The organism is Natronomonas salsuginis, assembly GCF_005239135.1.
In the GTDB taxonomy this organism is placed as follows: Archaea; Halobacteriota; Halobacteria; order Halobacteriales; family Haloarculaceae; genus Natronomonas; species Natronomonas salsuginis.
The window spans coordinates 136,616-152,657 of the sequence record NZ_QKNX01000005.1; the positions used below are offsets into that span (position 1 = coordinate 136,616).

The following is a 16,042-nucleotide window of genomic DNA, read 5'->3' on the forward strand; positions in this document are numbered from 1 at the left end:
GTTCGGAGCCAACAATTCAAGGGCTGGGTAAGCGTAGCTCACTCCATGGTCGAAACTGATCCTTTCGATGCGATACGTGAATTCGAGTTCGATGGGGACGCCTATCAAATGGCGGATCTCACCGCTCTCGAAGAGGCCGGCCTCTGCGAACTGGACCGCCTTCCGGTTAGCATTCGTGTCCTCCTCGAATCCGTCCTTCGGAACGTCGACGGCGACACCATTACGGCTGAGGACGTTCGGAACGTCGCTTCGTGGCAGCCTGACGTGCCGGATGTCGAACTTCCGTTCACGCCGTCGCGGGTCGTCCTCCAGGACCTCACCGGTGTTCCCGCCGTCGTCGACCTCGCGGCACTCCGCTCGGCGGTTGAGCGCAAGGGCGAGGATCCAACCCTCGTCGAACCGGAGATCCCGTGCGATCTCGTCATCGACCACAGCGTTCAGGTCGACTACTTCGGCTCTGAGGACGCATACGAGAAGAACGTCGAACTGGAGTATGAGCGCAACGGCGAACGCTATCGAGCGCTCAAGTGGGCCCAACAGGCCTTCGACGACTTCCGCGTCGTACCGCCGGGAACCGGGATCGTCCACCAGGTGAACCTTGAATACCTCGGCCAGGTCGTCCACGCCCGAGAGCGTGATGGCGAGCAGTGGCTGCTCCCCGACACCCTCGTCGGAACTGATAGCCACACGCCGATGATCGGTGGTATCGGCGTCGTCGGGTGGGGCGTTGGCGGCATCGAGGCGGAAGCCGCGATGCTTGGCCAGCCCATCACGATGAAGCTCCCCGAGGTCGTCGGCGTCCGACTCACCGGCGAACTACCCGAAGGTGCGACAGCGACCGACCTCGTCCTCCACGTCACCGAGCAACTCCGCGAGGTCGGGGTTGTCGACCGCTTCGTCGAGTTCTTCGGACCGGGCGTGTCGAACCTCACTGTTCCGGACCGGGCGACCATCGCGAACATGGCACCCGAACAGGGTTCGACCATCTCGATGTTCGGGGTGGACGAGGCGACTCTCGATTATCTCGAGCTTACGGGACGCGACGAGGAGCACATCGAACTGGTCCGTGAATATCTCGACGCCCAGGGGCTGTTCGGCGAGCAGAACCCCGAGTACACCGAAACAGTCGAGCTCGATCTCTCGACGATAACACCCAGTCTCGCCGGGCCGAAGCGGCCTCAGGACCGCGTCCCGATGGACGACATGAAGACGCACTTCCGTGGATTGGTCCACGGTGAATTCGAAGACGAAGTGGACGAAATCGACGAGGACGCGCTCACCCGATGGCTTGGCGAAAGCAGCGCTGCCGATGACCGACCGGACCCCGATCTTCCGGAGCCGGACGTCGGCGACCTCGACAAACGGGTCGAAGTCGACGTACACGGCGAAACGACTGAAATCGGCCACGGGAGCGTCGTAGTTAGCGCCATCACCAGCTGTACGAACACGTCGAACCCTTCGGTGATGCTCGCGGCAGGACTCCTCGCTCGCAACGCTGTCGAGCGTGGGCTTGACGTCCCCGCGTACGTCAAGACGAGTCTCGCTCCGGGAAGTCGTGTTGTCACCCAATATCTCGAGGAATCGGGCCTCCTTCCGTATCTCGAAGACCTCGGCTACAACGTGGTCGGCTACGGCTGTACGACCTGTATCGGGAATGCCGGACCACTGCCCGAGCCGATCGAACGCGCGATCGACGCCGAAGACCTCTGGACGACGAGTGTCCTCTCGGGCAATCGCAACTTCGAGGCACGCATCCATCCGAAGATCCGGGCGAACTACCTCGCCAGTCCGCCACTCGTGGTCGCCTACGGCCTCGCCGGCCGCATGGACATCGACCTCGAACACGACTCGCTCGGAACGGACGCTGAGGGCGACCCAGTCTACCTCGCAGACATCTGGCCCGACCCCGACGAGATTCATACGGCGGTTCACGATAGCGTCGACTCGGCGATGTTCGAGGAGAAGTACGCCGAGGTGTTCGAGGGGGACGAACACTGGGATGCGCTCGATGCGCCGAGCGGTGACGTCTACGAGTGGGACGAGTCTTCGACGTATATCCGAGAGCCGCCGTTTTTCAAGGACTTCCCGCTGGAGAAACCCGGCGTGGCGGACGTTGAAGACGCCCGCACACTCCTGTTGCTCGGGGACACGGTCACCACGGACCACATCAGTCCCGCCGGACCGTTCAGTCGCGAGCAACCGGCTGGGGAATGGCTCGTGGAGCGCGGTGTCGAACCGCACGAGTTCAACACGTACGGTGCTCGGCGAGGGAATCACGAGGTGATGATGCGCGGGACGTTTGCGAACGTCCGCATCGAGAATCAGATGCTCGACGACGTCGAAGGTGGCTACACGATTCACAACCCCACGGACGAACAGACGACGGTCTTCGAGGCCAGTCGTCGCTACCGCGAGAACGACACGCCGCTTGTCGTGTTCGCTGGCGAGGAACTCGGAACGGGATCGAGTCGTGACTGGGCTGCGAAGGGGACGGATCTGTTGGGAGTCCGTGCCACTATCGCCGAAAGTTACGAACGAATCTTCCGCGACAACCTCGTCGGTATGGGTGTCCTGCCGCTGCAGTTCCAAGAGGGAGACTCGTGGGAGTCGCTCGATCTCGACGGCTCGGAGATCATCGCGATCCGTGGCCTTGATGACGGGTTAGACGTGAACAACGAGCTGACCGTCCTCGCAGAACGGGCTGATGGATCGACCGTTGAATTCCCGGTTACTGCCCAGGTTGGTACGCCTGCAGCCGTTCGATACGTCGAGAACGGAGGCATTCTCCACCTCGTCCTCCGACGACTACTCTCCCAAGGATAACTACGCCTCTCTAGTGTCTCCCCACGAACTCCGGGCTGGTTGGTCACTGTCGGATGTGATCCACCGCGGAGCCGGTTTTCTTCCAGAAGAAGCGTTACGTTCCACGTGAATCGGCAAGGAAGAGCATCTTTATGCGATATCGGCGAATAGGTTTGCGGTATGTCATCACGAGAAAACCAATTAGGAGAGTTTGGAATCAAAGGGTGTAGCAGTTCGGATGCGGAGTAATGAACTTATAGCTGGCTGGTGAGAACAGCCATATGCTCACGTCCCCCAGCGAACTTCTCTTGACCAGTATCATCCTCGCGAGCACCGCGTACACCGCGAGCAAAACGCCCGCGATCTGGTCTCAATACGAGGGACGATATGGGCGCTTACTCGTTGGAGTACCGCTTGTCGGATTCTTGTTCGGGATTGTCCATCTTGGGATGGTCACGCCGCTTCCGCACGGCCTGCTCGCTGCCGTGGAAACAGGCGCTCTCCTCGGTGTTACTGTCGTAATCGGCGTATTCGGATACATCCACCCGCGACTTGGACATTTTGGGGGAGAACTTCGATGACAGCGCTACTGCTTTCGCTCCTCTCGGCACTCGTCGCTGGTGGGCTTGCGTTCCTTTGCTACATCCTGCTCTATGGGGACATCGTGCTAGTGATTCAGCGCCCGTTCTTTTTCAGAATCGGCGTTGGTGCGCTCTGTGCTGCAGTCCTCGGAGTGAGCGCAGTAGCGGTCGACTGGGTTCCGACACACCTCGTTCACGCCATCTTCGCCGGGTCAATCGCTGCGGCGGTCCAGGCAGTTCATAACGGTCTCCATCCAGATACTGAAGCGTGGTTCTACTCGCTCTTTCGAACCTGACCGTCGACGCAGCCGATTTCCGATTCAGGACTCAGCTGGTTTGGATTCATAACGACAAGCAGCCTAAACGGGGCACCCTAAAGGAGACACAATGAGCGAGAAACTGGGCCTTCTCGGTGCAGTCTCGATTGCGCTAGATGGCATGATCGGGGTGGGATCTTTGCGGTGCTTGGCGTCGTTGCGGAAATGACGGGGCCCGCGGCGTGGCTCGCCTTTACCGGCGGTGGTATCGTCGCTTTCTGCGCTGGCTACTCGTACGTTCGCCTCCAGCGGGTTGGAGACGTGACCGGCGGATCGGTCAGTTTCTTGGAGGAGTTCGTCCAGTCGACGACGGTTGCTGGGATGGTCGGTTGGACGCTTCTGTTCGGTTATATCGGGTCGATGGGTATGTACGCGTTCGCGTTCGGCAGTTTCGCGACGAAACTCCTCGGCGTCGAAACCGCTCTCGGCATTCCACTTCGACCCGTCGTATCGGTTCTCAGCGTCCTTGGATTCGTGGTACTGAACGTCCTCGGTGCTCGGGCCAGTGGCGTGACCGAGGTGCTCCTCGTCGCCGCGAAGGTTGGGATTCTCCTCATTTTCGGTGTATGGGGTTTCTATTTTGGAGCACAGACAGGACAGCTGACGACCGGACTCTCTTCCGTTGCCACCGGCGGATTGCTCATGTCCGCCTCCCTGTCGTTCGTCGCCTTTCAGGGTTGGCAGCTACTCTTCTACGACGAGGGAAGTCTTCGGAACGCTCGGACGACCATCCCACGGGCGATCTATCTCTCTATTCCTGCGTCCCTCGGGCTATACGTCCTGGTTACAGTCGTCACGACGGGCCTACTTCAGCCAGAAACGATCGCCGCGAACCCCGAGGTGTCGCTCGCTATCGCGGCCGAACCGTTCATGGGTCAGATGGGGTTCATCCTCATCTCTCTGGCGGCGCTGTTCTCGACTGGGAGCGCGATCAACGCGACACTGTTCTCGGCGACCCACTTTGCGTCGGGCATGCTTGAAGACGATCTCCTCCCCGATCGGATTGGAGACGCCAATGTCGATGGTGTTCCTACGCGAACACTTCTTGTTTTGGGTCTGATTACGTCCGTGTTCACCGCCTACGGGTGTATTCAGGGGATTACGTCGTTCGCGTCGCTTGCCTTCATCACGGTCTTCGGGTCGATGAGTCTTCTCGCGTTCAGATATCGGGAGGGGTTCTGCACAGGTATTTTTCCTGTGGTCGGCGTGGTGGGTGCAGTACTGTTCTTCCCCTCGTTAGTGTACCACCTGGCAGTTATGGAGCCTGCCGTCTTTAGTGTGGCACTCGTTGTGACGGTCGGTCTTCTTGGACTGGAGGTCCTCTATTTCGAGCGCGAGACTATTCGCTCAGGAATCGACGGCATCCAACGATGATGGGATCGTGATCTCTCGTGGTGTTTGAATTATTATATAGTTCGAATCGTATTGTCGAGTGTGCTCTTTTGGGTCCACGCTGCAGTCGCGTATCTCGTTTACCGAACGAGTCTCTCTATTTCTGGACGTGGTGACATCGATAGAGGGGTGATGCTTGCCCTCATGGCCGGTGCGTTGCTTCCTGACCTCATCGACAAACCGGTGTCATTCGTATTCTCGTCTGCCCCGAGCAGGTCGCTCGCCCACTCAATTTTCACAACAATTTTCCTCATCGCGGTTGTCGTCTATATTAGCCGCCGTCTCGGCCGCTCAAAGGACGCATTAGCCTATATTCTCGGTCACTTCTCCCATCTCGGTGCAGACCTCGTTGATTCTCTTTTTATTCCAGAGGAGACGTTCGTGTTCTTGTTCTGGCCGCTGATAACTGACTACCATCATATCGACACCGTTCAGGAGCTACTTTCCCTGGTCACACCCTCGCCGTACGTACTTGCACAGACCGGAATAACGATTCTCGCAGTTGCTCTCTGGCTCTACGATGGGAAACCAGGGTATGGAAGTTTTGGTTCAACGAGATACTGACTATGATGGCTTTCAAGATAGCTATTGGATCGTACCCAAGGCAACCACCGCTATACAAAACAGCAATTGAAGACCACGGAAACTACGCTTCCCGTTCGACATGCGATACGACGCGTAATTTCTTCAGGGGATCGTTCAGTATGGGTCTTCACCACTGCCCCCGCTATCGCCACCGAGTGGACTTTCGATTGTGGCGTCGCCGACACCGACTTTCATGCTCATCCCCGATAGGTCAGATCCGCCGTGGATCGTACAATATACATCGTACACGCCATTATTCTCGAACGTGTGTGTCGTTTGACCCTCACCAGAGACATTCGTGTCTTTGTCCCAGTTCTCCGAAGCACTTGTGACAGTATGATCGAAGTCGTCGTCGTTCGACCACGTGACTGTCGTCCCAGCGTCGACGTGGATGTTCCGGGGTTGGAACTGGTTGCCCGTCATTGAGACATCCGATGTCTCTTCAACAGTAGCACCATCTCTCCCGCTTCCCCCGTTGTTTGCTCCCGTACACCCAGCTACGAGAGGGACTGTACTCGCGGCTGTAACTGTCAGGAAACGCCTCCTCCGAATCATGTTTCTAGTTAACAAACTACTTTGTTGCAGTCATTAGTTGTTTTGATGAGGACGCCACATCCAGTTCAAACAGCGTCTCACTCCACGATGACGGTTCCGATCATCCCGTTCTCCTCGTGTGGAAGGCAGAAATACTGGTACGTCCCGGTAACCTCAAACGCATATTGATACGTTTCGCCGCGTTCGAGAAAGCCGCGTGCCGACGTGCTCTGTCGGACAGCCTGTTCGGATTCGTACCCACCGCTGCCAAAATACGCTGCCCCCTCTGGAAGCGACTCCTCGTACGCTGACGCCGTGTGAGGGGCCCCACTCTCGTTTTCCCACGTCACAGTCTCTCCAGATTCGATGGTGACCTCGGCTGGGTCGAACCGAAGGTCGTCAGTCATAGTCACGGTCGGGCCCGAAGAGCCACTGAGTCCGCCGAGACACCCCGAGAGAGCGGGCATTCCGGTCGCTACAACGAGTCCACCCTGGCGAAGCACCGACCGTCGTGAGTGTGTGTTCGATGGCATCTGGGCCTCCTACAACGCAGTACCCTGTGTAACCGTATAGTATGCAAGGCCGAACTGGACTGCATTGTATGCGCCGTGGATAAGTGCGGGCACAGCGAGATTATCGGTGAGTTCGTACGTCACCCCGAGCACGAGGGCGAGCGTAAAGACCACGCCAATATATACGAGTTTCCCACTCCCCTGGAGTGAAAAGACGTGGACCATCGCAAAGATGAGGCTCGCCAAGACGACCGCTCGCATCGGATGGAACGATTCCCGCAATGTTCCCTGAATGAGCCCTCGAAACAGAAGTTCCTCGCCGGGGCCCACCAGCAGAAACGAGAGCGGGATCAGCACCAGAAAGACGGTTGGCTCTTCCCGCCCGACTTCGATGATCTGGTTGCTGGCGTGGTCGAATCCGAGATACGCGATGATCGCCGAGAGTGCCCGGACGGCAACCAGTAACATAATGAATCCCCCTGTGACCCAAGCGATATCACGGCGTGTTGGAACGCGAACCCGGATAAATTCCAAGCCAATATCGCGGGTCTGTAGATAGAAGAGGGCAACACCGCCAAACGTCACTCCCTGGAGTAACACTGTGCTCACTCCCAGACGGAGCGCCGGACGATCCGAGAGAGAAATCCCGACGGCACTGAGCGCCTGTGAAACGAGCATCAAGAAAATCGCCCCCACGACAAAGCTCCCGAGCGCGATCCCGAGAGTAATCCCCACGGCACGGATTTGCTGCCGACCGTTCGTCACGGCTCGACACCCCCTCCATTCGAATCAGTTGCCGATCCTCGCTGTTCTGGGGCAGGTGATCGTTGAAGCTCGATATTTTTGACCCGTGTTGCCAGTGCGAGGAACGTTGCGACAAGCGTGAGCGTCACCGCGGCGGCCGCTGCGAGGTCGTGAGCCCGGAGCGCATGGTTGAGCGTGCCGTCGACGAGTTCGGCCCGCAGGAACGTGTGATGGAATTCCCCGACGAGTGGCACGAAGTAGTCAACGATATCGTTGAACCCGTACCAGACGGTTGCGACGGCGACCGCTCCGACCGAGAATTCGGCATAGCGATAGATCAGGAACGACTGCAGACTCATCGCGAGATGGCTCACGATGAGGAACCAGTAGAGCCAGGGTTCGATACCCCCCGGACCGTTGAGAAACAGCTGGACGAACGGCGTCCAGAGTCCGAGTTTGATGTTGCCGAAGAAGGCGAGCATGTGGAGCCACTCAATGTCGAGGTCCAGTTTCCACGCCGCGAGACTGAGCGCGACGAGCAGCGTCGCGGCGGGGCTGTCGGGGACGAACGGCCACATGACCAGCGGAGTTTGGGCGAGCTGGAAGCGGTAGTACCAGAACCCGAACGCGGTCCCCGCGAGGTTTATTATGACAATGAGCCACGCACATCGGAGTGCAAGATTCTCCAGCTGCCGGGGGAGTGGGGCAAGGTAGTTAGGCAGACGATCTGTGGTCGCTGTAGGTGTGGAAGGCATTCGTCTCGCTGAATTACATCCCGGAACTGTCGGTTCGCCGGTTCGTCATAATAACCCCACTGAGAAGCATCAGCACTGCGAGCGCGACCATGCCGAGATCCCAGCCCATTCCGGCAGTCATCGACGAGCCCATTCCACTGCCCATCCCGCCGTTCATACCGCTGCCCATTCCGGAACCCATACCCCAGTCCATACTCCCGGTAACGCCGACGAGTGCCTGATTGAGCAACATTAGGAGCGAGTAGCCGATCATCAGCGGCCCACTCGCGTTCCCGAGCCAGCTCGCGTAGGGTGTCAGAAGAACGACTCCATGGACGAGCACGATGACACCAAGGAGCGCCATGAGGAGCCCGCTGTTCGAACTCATCATTCCACTGCCGGTTGTCACCGAGAGCAGCGAGTACAGTCCCGAGACGAGTGCGATTGCCGCGCCATACAGTCGTGTCGTATCATCTGTGTTCATCGTATCCATTGTCAGACACCGAGCATCATCCGGAGTGACCCACGGACTCCCATCGGGAGTCCGATCGCCCCGATGAAGAACGTCATGAGCCACCACCAGGTGTGGTTCATCTCGTCTTTCGCGTCCGCAAGGTACCAGACGATTCCGCCGGTCACGAGGAGTTTGAGGACGAACGTCGATCCGGAGAAGCCAGTCGCTTGATACACGAAGTTCGTGATGACCAGCTTCGGCGAGTAGCCGAGGAACGTGACGCCGATGAGGTTCTGTGCGGCGTCCCACGTCTGTCCGAAGACGGCCAGCAGGAAGAGTGGATGCCGGAGGTGTGCGACGTCGACGAAGCTCGTCCCCCAGTAGTAGAGAGCAGTCACGGTGAGGGCGATTCCCGTCGTCGCGACGGGGACCCACAGGCGAAGCGGGGTCGCCGTCGAGAGTCCGTACCAGAGTGCCCATCCGACGGCGCTGACGGCCCAGACTGTCCCGACGACGCCGACCGTCGCCGGGATGGATCCGATGCCTCTGTCGCGCACGAGTGTGCCAAGGCCGAGCGCGAAGACTGTGACGCCTGTGACGACGAAATAGATCGACGGGGTGATGAACCACACCGCGTAGTCACCGAGCAGTCCGATGTCCTCGAGTGCACGCATCGCCCCGCCGGCGACGATTATCGGCGCGAACCCGTATGCGAGTCGCGCGTCGAACGTGACACCGAGGTGGTTGAGATACGCTCGGAGGCCGGGAAGGCTGTACACGACTGCACCGAGATAGGTCACCATGTTCACGGCATTATACCCCCGGACGGCCCGTATCCCCTCGTGCGTGACCGGCTGGCTGGCGGCGTCGGCGACGACCGGCCCCCAGAGATACTGCCAGACGAACCGATCGTAGACGAGCGTTGGGAATGCGAGGAGGGCTGCGCCGATGAGGACGACCGGGGCAAGCAGATACAGCGCCCACCACTCACGAGTCCCCGTGTCGGGGAGGACGGTTTCGACGCGCTGTGTGACAGTGCTCACGACTCGTCCACCTCGACTCGCCACGTTGTGCTCTTCGACCGACCCCACTGTTCGAGCGAGACGTCGGCGAGGTCGTCCTGAAGCTGGCTCAGATACTGTGCGACGGCTTTCGGCGATCCGTTGAGGTCGCTGGCGATGTCACGCGCCCGGAGGTAGGTGGGCTCGGTATCGGCCGTCTCGACGAGGTATGTGTGTACCGCACGACGTGAAATATTGGACATGATGGACTGGGACGACGCGTGATTACCGGAGCTTCCCCAACAGTTCGTAATCGTGGTCGGGCGTGTACCGACGGAACAGCAGGCTGTTCGACAGCACCGAGATGCTGGAGAACGCCATCGCCGCCGCAGCCAGAACCGGCTGGAGCAGTCCGAGAGATGCCAGTGGGATCATCGAGGTGTTATAGCCCAGCGCCCAGACGAGGTTCTGCTTGATCTTCTGTAGCGTCGCGTCGGAGATGCGGATCGCTTTCACCACGTCCAGCGGATCGTCCCGCATCAGCGTCACGTCAGCCGCCTCGATGGCGACGTCCGTCCCGCTCCCGATCGCCGTACCCACGTGTGCGACGGCGAGTGCGGGAGCGTCGTTGACGCCGTCACCGACCATCATCGCCTGCCGCCCCTCGGCCTGAATGGACTCGACGGCGTCGGATTTGTCCTCTGGGAGTACCTCCGCACGAACGTTGGCGGGGTCGATGCCGACCTGCTTCGCGACCGCGCGAGCGGTCCGTTCGTTGTCGCCCGTGATCATCATCACGTCGACATTGCGCTCTTGGAGCGCGTTGACCGCGTCCTTCGCGGTTTCTTTGACCGTGTCGGCGTCGGCGACGACACCCACCAGCTCACCGTCGACGGCGATCAGCATCGCGGTCTTGCCCTCGTTCTCGAGGCGCTCCATCGTTTCCGCAGCGGGCGTGGGGTCGATGTCGTTGTCGCGGAGGAGTTTGCGGTTACCGACCAATACCTCGCTCCCGCCGACGGTGGCACGGATCCCGTGACCGGGGACGTTTTCGAAGTCCTCCGGGCCGGTGACGTCTAACCCGCGGTCTTCGGCTCCCTCGACGATGGCGCGGGCAAGTGGGTGTTCGCTGCCGCTTTCGGCATTAGCCGCGAGCCGCAACACGTCGTCCTCACTGAGTCGATCCCGAGCGGACAGCTGGCCGCCATCGGCAGCAGGATCCCCACCATCGGTGACAGGTTGGCCATCTCCGTCGAAGACGACGACATCAGTCAGCTCCATCTCACCCTCGGTGAGCGTGCCGGTCTTGTCGAAGACTACGGTGTCGACGTCCTTGGCGCGCTCGAGAATGTCGCCACCCTTGAACAGGACGCCGTTCTGTGCGCCTATCGTGGTCCCGACCATCGTCGCCGCGGGCGTCGCCAGCCCCAGCGCGCAGGGACACGCGATGAGGACTGCCGACGCGAACACGATGATGGCGAACTCGAACACCGAGACGGTTCCGCCCGCAGCAGCCGGCCCCCCGGCGACCTGCCCCCACAGCGGGAGCCAGTCGACGAAGCCTGCCAGTGCCTCCGGGAACAGGAACCAGACCACGCTCCACAGCACAGCATTCACAATGACTGCGGGGACGAAGTACGCGCTGATGCGATCTGCGAGGTTCTGGATGTCAGGCTGGCGGGACTGGGCCTCTTTGACCGTTTGGACGATCTGCTGCAGGGCGGTGTCTTCACCGACCTTCGTGGCCTCGACGACGAGCACGCCGTTCTCGTTGATCGTCGAGCCGACAACCTCGTCGCCCTCGCCCTTCTCGACGGGGACGGACTCGCCCGTCACCATCGATTCGTCGACGGCCGACTGCCCGTCGACGACGACACCGTCGGTCGGGATCTGCTCGCCGGGCCGGACTTTCATCCGGTCACCGACTTTGACGTCTTCGAGCGGAATCTCCTCTTCGTTGCCGTCTTCGTCGACGACTGTCGCCGTCTCCGCCTCCATCTCCAGCAGCTTGCGGAGTGCTTCACCGGCCTGTCCCTTCGAACGGGCTTCGAGGTAGTTGCCCAGCGTGATGAACACGAGGATAAGCGCCGCCGTGTCGAAGTACAGACCGCCCGCGATCACCTCGAGTAGCACAGCAACGGAGTAGACGTAGGCGGTGGTCGATCCCAGCGCGATCAGCACGTCCATGTTGGCACGCTTGTTGTTCACCAGCGCATTGTACGAGTTCTTGTAGAACGGCCAGCCGAGAAGCGCCTGCACCGGTGTCGCGAGCAGAAACTCGACCCAACCGAGTTCCACGCCGAAGACGGTCTCGGGGACGAAGGCGCCGCCGAGAAGATAGTTGTCGATGAGGAAGAACAGCAACGGCGCAGAGAGGACTGCCCCGAACAGTGTCAGTCGGAGCTGTTTTCGTATCTCGGCCTGCCGCGCGGCGTCGCGCGCGTCCTCACCGGAGTCGCCGTCGTCGCCGTCCTCTCGGACGGGCGAGTAGCCCGCGCTCTCGATGGCATCGTAGAGCGCATCCAGCGACGTGTCCGCGGGATTGTACCGGACTTGGGCTTCGTCGGTGGCGAAGTTCGCCTCGGCTGCGATGACACCTGGCGTGTTCTCAAGGGCAGTCTCATTGGTCTGTACACAGTTGGCACAGGTCATATCGGAGATGCCGATAGTCACCGTGTCAGACACCGCCCCGTACCCGGCATCTTCGATCGCCTTGTATATCTCTTCGAGCGTTACCTCGTCAGGATCGTACTCGACGGAGCCCTCGTCGGTGGCGAAGTTCGCGTTCGCCTCAACGACGCCGTCGAGGGACTCTAGCGCGTCGCCAACTGTCGCCGAACAGTTGGCGCAGGTCATCCCTGTGATATCGAGATGGGTTGTTCGGCTTGTCATGCTGGTTTAACTATACGGGGTCCATGTTTAGACGATTTGTTGTTACGAGAGCCCGGGTATGAGCCCCAACAAAATTAGGATTCCAAAGGCCCGTTATGCGCCTTCTTTTAATCGCTGGTATCGATCCTCAAACCGTGCAAGACAGGATGGACAGCAGAAGTGGTAGATCTCGCCATCGATTCGCGTCGTCTCCCCCTCATTATCGACGGTATTGTTACACTCAGCACACGTAAGAGCGAATTCGACGCCATCGACAGATGGCGTCCATTCGATGTCGTCGACGAGTGTGACTGTATACTCCGTTATCTCGATCTCGTCGAAGAGTCCATTCACCCACCGACGAATGTTCTGTGCTTCGACGCGAGCGTAGAACCAAAGGTCTCCCTCAGATGTCGTAAAGACGTGTTCGACGCCGTCTGACTCGCGAACCTGGGTACGGGCTGCCTCCAGTACTCCCGGGCCGATCTCGGCTTGGATAAACACTGGAACACCGGCCCGGAGATGGGCTCGATTGACATCGATCGTGAAGTTGTTGATGACATCCGCCTCCTGTAATCGTTTGACTCGATCGGAAACGGCAGGCCCCGAAAGACCGACCTCCTCACCAATATCGCTGAATGGGCGGCGAGCATTTTCAGCCAGTAACGAGAGAATTTCCAGGTCGGTTTCATCCAAGTTGCGCATACCGATGCCTCGGCTCGCAGAATACATTATTGTTGCCCACGAAATGCCTTCGACACCGCCGATCTACGGCCTAACAAACTTTGGATTCTAAGCAGAAAACCACATAGAACAACAGCCCCTATTCAGTATTGGATATGAGCCAGACCATCACCGTCGAAGGGATGAGTTGTGGGCACTGTGAACAGACTGTCGAAGATGCGCTTCAGGAGGTTAGCGGCGTAACTGATGCGAGCGCCGATCACGAGTCCGGACAGGCGGACGTTGACGGCGACGCTGATGTCACGGCACTCGTCCAGGCCATCGAAGACGCTGGATATACGGCACACGCCTGAGAACCACCGAATCGTCGTCACCGGAGGCCCAGCCGCTCCTTTCGACTCCGGGTCCTCTTGACCTCCTTCGCGATGTCGGGGGCAGGACTAAATCATGGGGGACGGCATCAATATTCAATAAATGGACAACGATCCAAATCGCGAGAAGTCCGATACATCCGCATCGGATTCTCAGACATCACCCCAGACCGACGGTCCCGTCTACTGCTGCCGAGTCTGCCAGTTACACGCAGACGAAGAAGCGCGTCCAACGGCTCAAGCGACGTCCGAGCAGCACTCACATTCCCCGGGACACGAGGCTCACCCGACAGGGGACGGTGCTCGTACCGAGTCCGACTCCACGGAGGAACACGCACAGCACGATCCCGACGCCGAACACGGTCACCATCACGCCGATGCTGAATCGCCACCTTCTGCAGAGACAGAGCCCACTCACGACGGGCACGATCACGGTGCAGGCGTCGACGAGGACGGACACGAAGATCACAGCGATCACACGGATCACTCAGGCCACGAGGCGATGTTTCGGCGGCGGTTCTGGGTGTCGCTCGTCCTCTCGATTCCGGTCATCGTCTTCAGCGAATTCATTCAGGACGTCTTTGGGTACACTGCGCCGTCGTTCCCCGGCAGCGTCTGGATTACGCCGGTCCTCGCGGTGATCGTCTTCGCGTACGGTGGCGTGCCGTTCCTCTCGATGGCACGCACCGAACTGAAGACCCGCGAGCCAGGGATGATGATGCTCATCTCGCTAGCCATCTCGGTCGCGTTCGTCTACTCGGTTGCGAGCCTCTTCCTCCCGGGAACGACGCCCTTTTTCTGGGAACTCGTCACGCTGATTGACATCATGCTCCTCGGGCACTGGATCGAGATGCGGTCGGTCCGGGCGGCCTCGGGGGCGCTGGACGAACTAGCGAAGCTCATGCCCGATACTGCCGAGCGTATCACCGAGAGTGGGGATACCGAGGAAGTACCCGTTTCCAAACTCGGCGAGGACGATGTCGTGCTCGTCCGTCCCGGTGCTTCGGTTCCCGCCGACGGCGAAGTCGTTGAGGGCGAATCATCAGTCGACGAATCGATGATTACGGGCGAATCCAGGCCGGTGGGCAAGGAACCTGGATCAGAAGTGGTCGCCGGGACGGTCAACCAGGACGGGAGCCTCCGCATCAAGATCACGAAGACGGGCGAGGAGACGACGTTAGCGGGCATCATGCGGCTCGTTGATGAAGCCCAGAAATCGAAATCTCGAACCCAGTTGCTCGCCGACAAGGCAGCTGGCTGGCTATTCTACGTGGCACTCGGCGTCGCGGCGATTACGGCCGTCGCGTGGGTCGTCGCCACCGGGTACAACATCACCGTCCTCGAGCGTGTCGTGACGGTCCTGGTCATCGCGTGTCCCCACGCACTCGGCCTGGCCGTCCCGCTCGTGGTAGCGATCAACACCTCAACCGCTGCCAAGAACGGGATGCTCATCCGCGACCGCATTGCCATGGAGGAATCCCGTAATCTGGACACGGTGATGTTCGACAAGACCGGGACACTCACGAAGGGCGAACAGGGCGTCGTCGGTGTCGAGACGGCAAGTGACTGGAGTGAAGAGAGAGCGTTCGAAGTCGCCGCTGGTGTCGAGGGTGACTCCGAGCACATGATCGCGCGTGCCATCCGGGACGCCGCCCAGGAACGGGACATCCAGCGAGCGAGCGTTTCGAACTTCGAGAATTTCCGCGGTCTCGGCGTCAGAGCCACTGTGGACGGCGAGACGGTTCATATCGGTGGACCGAACCTGATTGAGAAATTCGGTATCGAACGATCTGACGACATCGCTGCCTTCGCGGAGGAAGCTGGCTCGAACGCAGAGACGGTTATCTACCTGGTTCACGACGAATCCGAAGTTGTCGCAGCATTCGCGCTGGCGGACGTTATTCGGGAAGAAAGCAGGCAGGCCATCGAGGCACTACATGCGATGGACATCGAGGTGGCGATGCTGACCGGTGACTCCGAGGACGTCGCACGGGCTGTCTCGGAGGAACTCGGCATCGACCAGTACTTCGCGGAGGTCCTCCCCGAGGAGAAGGACACGAAGGTCGAACAACTCCAATCAGAGGGGAAGCTGGTCGCGATGGTCGGCGACGGCGTCAACGACGCCCCCGCGCTCACCCGCGCCGACGTCGGCATCGCCATCGGTTCCGGAACGGACGTCGCCATCGAGTCGGGCGACATCATCCTCGTCGACAACAACCCCCTGGATGTCGTCCGCCTCATCAGGCTGTCGAAGGCGAGCTACCGGAAGATGCAGGAGAACCTCGTCTGGGCGACCGGATACAACGTATTCGCGCTCCCGCTGGCAGCGGGGATACTTGCGCCCATCGGCATCCTCCTTTCACCGGCGATCGGCGCCGTGTTCATGTCGCTGTCGACGATCATCGTCGCGATTAATGCGCGCAGACTGCGGAATATCAATCTCTCGGTGGCTGCGTAATC

17 protein-coding genes are annotated in these 16,042 nt (G+C 59.9%); 6 read left to right on the forward strand and 11 right to left on the reverse strand.

The features are described 5' to 3' along the window. Positions 1-45: 45 nt before the first annotated feature. A complete protein-coding gene (gene acnA / locus DM868_RS12270; RefSeq protein ID WP_137277133.1) occupies positions 46-2,823 on the forward strand; it encodes an aconitate hydratase AcnA in 2,778 nt (925 codons plus the stop codon). Between the two features lie 374 nt (positions 2,824-3,197). Here acnA and DM868_RS15195 read toward each other — a convergent pair whose 3' ends face one another. Beyond that, positions 3,198-3,347, reverse strand: a complete 150-nt coding sequence (locus tag DM868_RS15195) for a hypothetical protein (protein WP_170964506.1) — start codon at positions 3,345-3,347, stop codon at positions 3,198-3,200. A gap of 32 nt (positions 3,348-3,379) precedes the next feature. On the opposite strand from DM868_RS15195, the gene DM868_RS12275 reads away from it, so the two are divergent. From DM868_RS12275 to DM868_RS12285, 3 genes are all read left to right on the forward strand, one after another. Then, complete coding sequence (locus DM868_RS12275; protein WP_137277134.1) at positions 3,380-3,679, forward strand: hypothetical protein; 300 nt, start codon at positions 3,380-3,382, stop codon at positions 3,677-3,679. A 165-nt stretch (positions 3,680-3,844) separates the two neighbouring features. Continuing rightward, positions 3,845-5,074, forward strand: a complete 1,230-nt coding sequence (locus DM868_RS12280; RefSeq protein WP_246049102.1) for an APC family permease — start codon at positions 3,845-3,847, stop codon at positions 5,072-5,074. A 60-nt stretch (positions 5,075-5,134) separates the two neighbouring features. Beyond that, the gene (locus DM868_RS12285; protein WP_170964507.1) at positions 5,135-5,656 is read left to right on the forward strand and encodes a metal-dependent hydrolase; all 522 of its coding nucleotides are present in this window, start codon (positions 5,135-5,137) and stop codon (positions 5,654-5,656) included. Between the two features lie 135 nt (positions 5,657-5,791). On the opposite strand, the gene DM868_RS12290 is transcribed toward DM868_RS12285, so the two are convergent. The 9 genes from DM868_RS12290 to DM868_RS12330 form a co-directional block, all read right to left on the reverse strand. Next, positions 5,792-6,232, reverse strand: coding sequence for a cupredoxin domain-containing protein (locus DM868_RS12290; RefSeq protein ID WP_137277136.1), 441 nt, complete (start codon positions 6,230-6,232; stop codon positions 5,792-5,794). 77 nt (positions 6,233-6,309) lie between these two features. Next, a complete protein-coding gene (locus DM868_RS12295; protein ID WP_246049103.1) occupies positions 6,310-6,618 on the reverse strand; it encodes a cupredoxin domain-containing protein in 309 nt (102 codons plus the stop codon). Between the two features lie 135 nt (positions 6,619-6,753). Further along, positions 6,754-7,488 carry a CPBP family intramembrane glutamic endopeptidase gene (locus DM868_RS12300; RefSeq protein ID WP_137277137.1) on the reverse strand — a complete coding sequence of 245 codons (735 nt, stop codon included), beginning with the start codon at positions 7,486-7,488 and terminating at the stop codon, positions 6,754-6,756. Further along, positions 7,485-8,222, reverse strand: a complete 738-nt coding sequence (locus DM868_RS12305; protein WP_137277138.1) for a DUF1405 domain-containing protein — start codon at positions 8,220-8,222, stop codon at positions 7,485-7,487. Before DM868_RS12305 ends, DM868_RS12300 begins: the two co-directional genes overlap by 4 nt. Before the next feature lie 13 nt (positions 8,223-8,235). Beyond that, positions 8,236-8,685 (reverse strand): hypothetical protein, encoded by a 450-nt coding sequence (locus tag DM868_RS12310; protein WP_246049105.1) that lies wholly within the window; start codon positions 8,683-8,685, stop codon positions 8,236-8,238. An 11-nt stretch (positions 8,686-8,696) separates the two neighbouring features. Next, entirely contained in the window at positions 8,697-9,698 is a 1,002-nt protein-coding gene (locus DM868_RS12315; RefSeq protein WP_137277140.1) for a DUF63 family protein, read from the reverse strand. Next, positions 9,695-9,919 (reverse strand): DUF7123 family protein, encoded by a 225-nt coding sequence (locus tag DM868_RS12320; protein WP_137277141.1) that lies wholly within the window; start codon positions 9,917-9,919, stop codon positions 9,695-9,697. Before DM868_RS12320 ends, DM868_RS12315 begins: the two co-directional genes overlap by 4 nt. A gap of 22 nt (positions 9,920-9,941) precedes the next feature. Further along, positions 9,942-12,548 carry a heavy metal translocating P-type ATPase gene (locus tag DM868_RS12325; RefSeq protein WP_137277142.1) on the reverse strand — a complete coding sequence of 869 codons (2,607 nt, stop codon included), beginning with the start codon at positions 12,546-12,548 and terminating at the stop codon, positions 9,942-9,944. A 93-nt stretch (positions 12,549-12,641) separates the two neighbouring features. Then, a complete protein-coding gene (locus tag DM868_RS12330) occupies positions 12,642-13,232 on the reverse strand; it encodes an AsnC family transcriptional regulator (RefSeq protein WP_137277143.1) in 591 nt (196 codons plus the stop codon). 134 nt (positions 13,233-13,366) lie between these two features. Here DM868_RS12330 and DM868_RS12335 point away from each other — a divergent pair, with 134 nt between their 5' ends. Beyond that, positions 13,367-13,564, forward strand: a complete 198-nt coding sequence (locus DM868_RS12335; protein ID WP_137277144.1) for a heavy-metal-associated domain-containing protein — start codon at positions 13,367-13,369, stop codon at positions 13,562-13,564. 277 nt (positions 13,565-13,841) lie between these two features. Here the strand turns inward: DM868_RS12335 and DM868_RS12340 are convergent, their stop codons facing one another. Then, positions 13,842-14,060, reverse strand: coding sequence for a hypothetical protein (locus DM868_RS12340; protein ID WP_137277145.1), 219 nt, complete (start codon positions 14,058-14,060; stop codon positions 13,842-13,844). 24 nt (positions 14,061-14,084) lie between these two features. On the opposite strand from DM868_RS12340, the gene DM868_RS12345 reads away from it, so the two are divergent. Further along, the gene (locus DM868_RS12345) at positions 14,085-16,040 is read left to right on the forward strand and encodes a heavy metal translocating P-type ATPase (RefSeq protein ID WP_137277146.1); all 1,956 of its coding nucleotides are present in this window, start codon (positions 14,085-14,087) and stop codon (positions 16,038-16,040) included. Positions 16,041-16,042 lie beyond the last annotated feature (2 nt).

What these genes read in the sequence shown, in the direction of transcription:
- acnA (WP_137277133.1), top strand. Translation starts at nt 46, where the DNA reads ATGGTCGAAACTGATCCTTTCGATGCGATACGTGAATTCGAGTTCGAT.
- DM868_RS12345 (WP_137277146.1), top strand. Translation starts at nt 14,085, where the DNA reads ATGTTTCGGCGGCGGTTCTGGGTGTCGCTCGTCCTCTCGATTCCGGTC.
- DM868_RS12310 (WP_246049105.1), bottom strand. Translation starts at nt 8,685, where the DNA reads ATGAACACAGATGATACGACACGACTGTATGGCGCGGCAATCGCACTC.
- DM868_RS12335 (WP_137277144.1), top strand. Translation starts at nt 13,367, where the DNA reads ATGAGCCAGACCATCACCGTCGAAGGGATGAGTTGTGGGCACTGTGAA.
- DM868_RS12295 (WP_246049103.1), bottom strand. Translation starts at nt 6,618, where the DNA reads ATGACTGACGACCTTCGGTTCGACCCAGCCGAGGTCACCATCGAATCT.
- DM868_RS12290 (WP_137277136.1), bottom strand. Translation starts at nt 6,232, where the DNA reads ATGATTCGGAGGAGGCGTTTCCTGACAGTTACAGCCGCGAGTACAGTC.
- DM868_RS12305 (WP_137277138.1), bottom strand. Translation starts at nt 8,222, where the DNA reads ATGCCTTCCACACCTACAGCGACCACAGATCGTCTGCCTAACTACCTT.
- DM868_RS12320 (WP_137277141.1), bottom strand. Translation starts at nt 9,919, where the DNA reads ATGTCCAATATTTCACGTCGTGCGGTACACACATACCTCGTCGAGACG.
- DM868_RS12325 (WP_137277142.1), bottom strand. Translation starts at nt 12,548, where the DNA reads ATGACAAGCCGAACAACCCATCTCGATATCACAGGGATGACCTGCGCC.
- DM868_RS12330 (WP_137277143.1), bottom strand. Translation starts at nt 13,232, where the DNA reads ATGCGCAACTTGGATGAAACCGACCTGGAAATTCTCTCGTTACTGGCT.
- DM868_RS12275 (WP_137277134.1), top strand. Translation starts at nt 3,380, where the DNA reads ATGACAGCGCTACTGCTTTCGCTCCTCTCGGCACTCGTCGCTGGTGGG.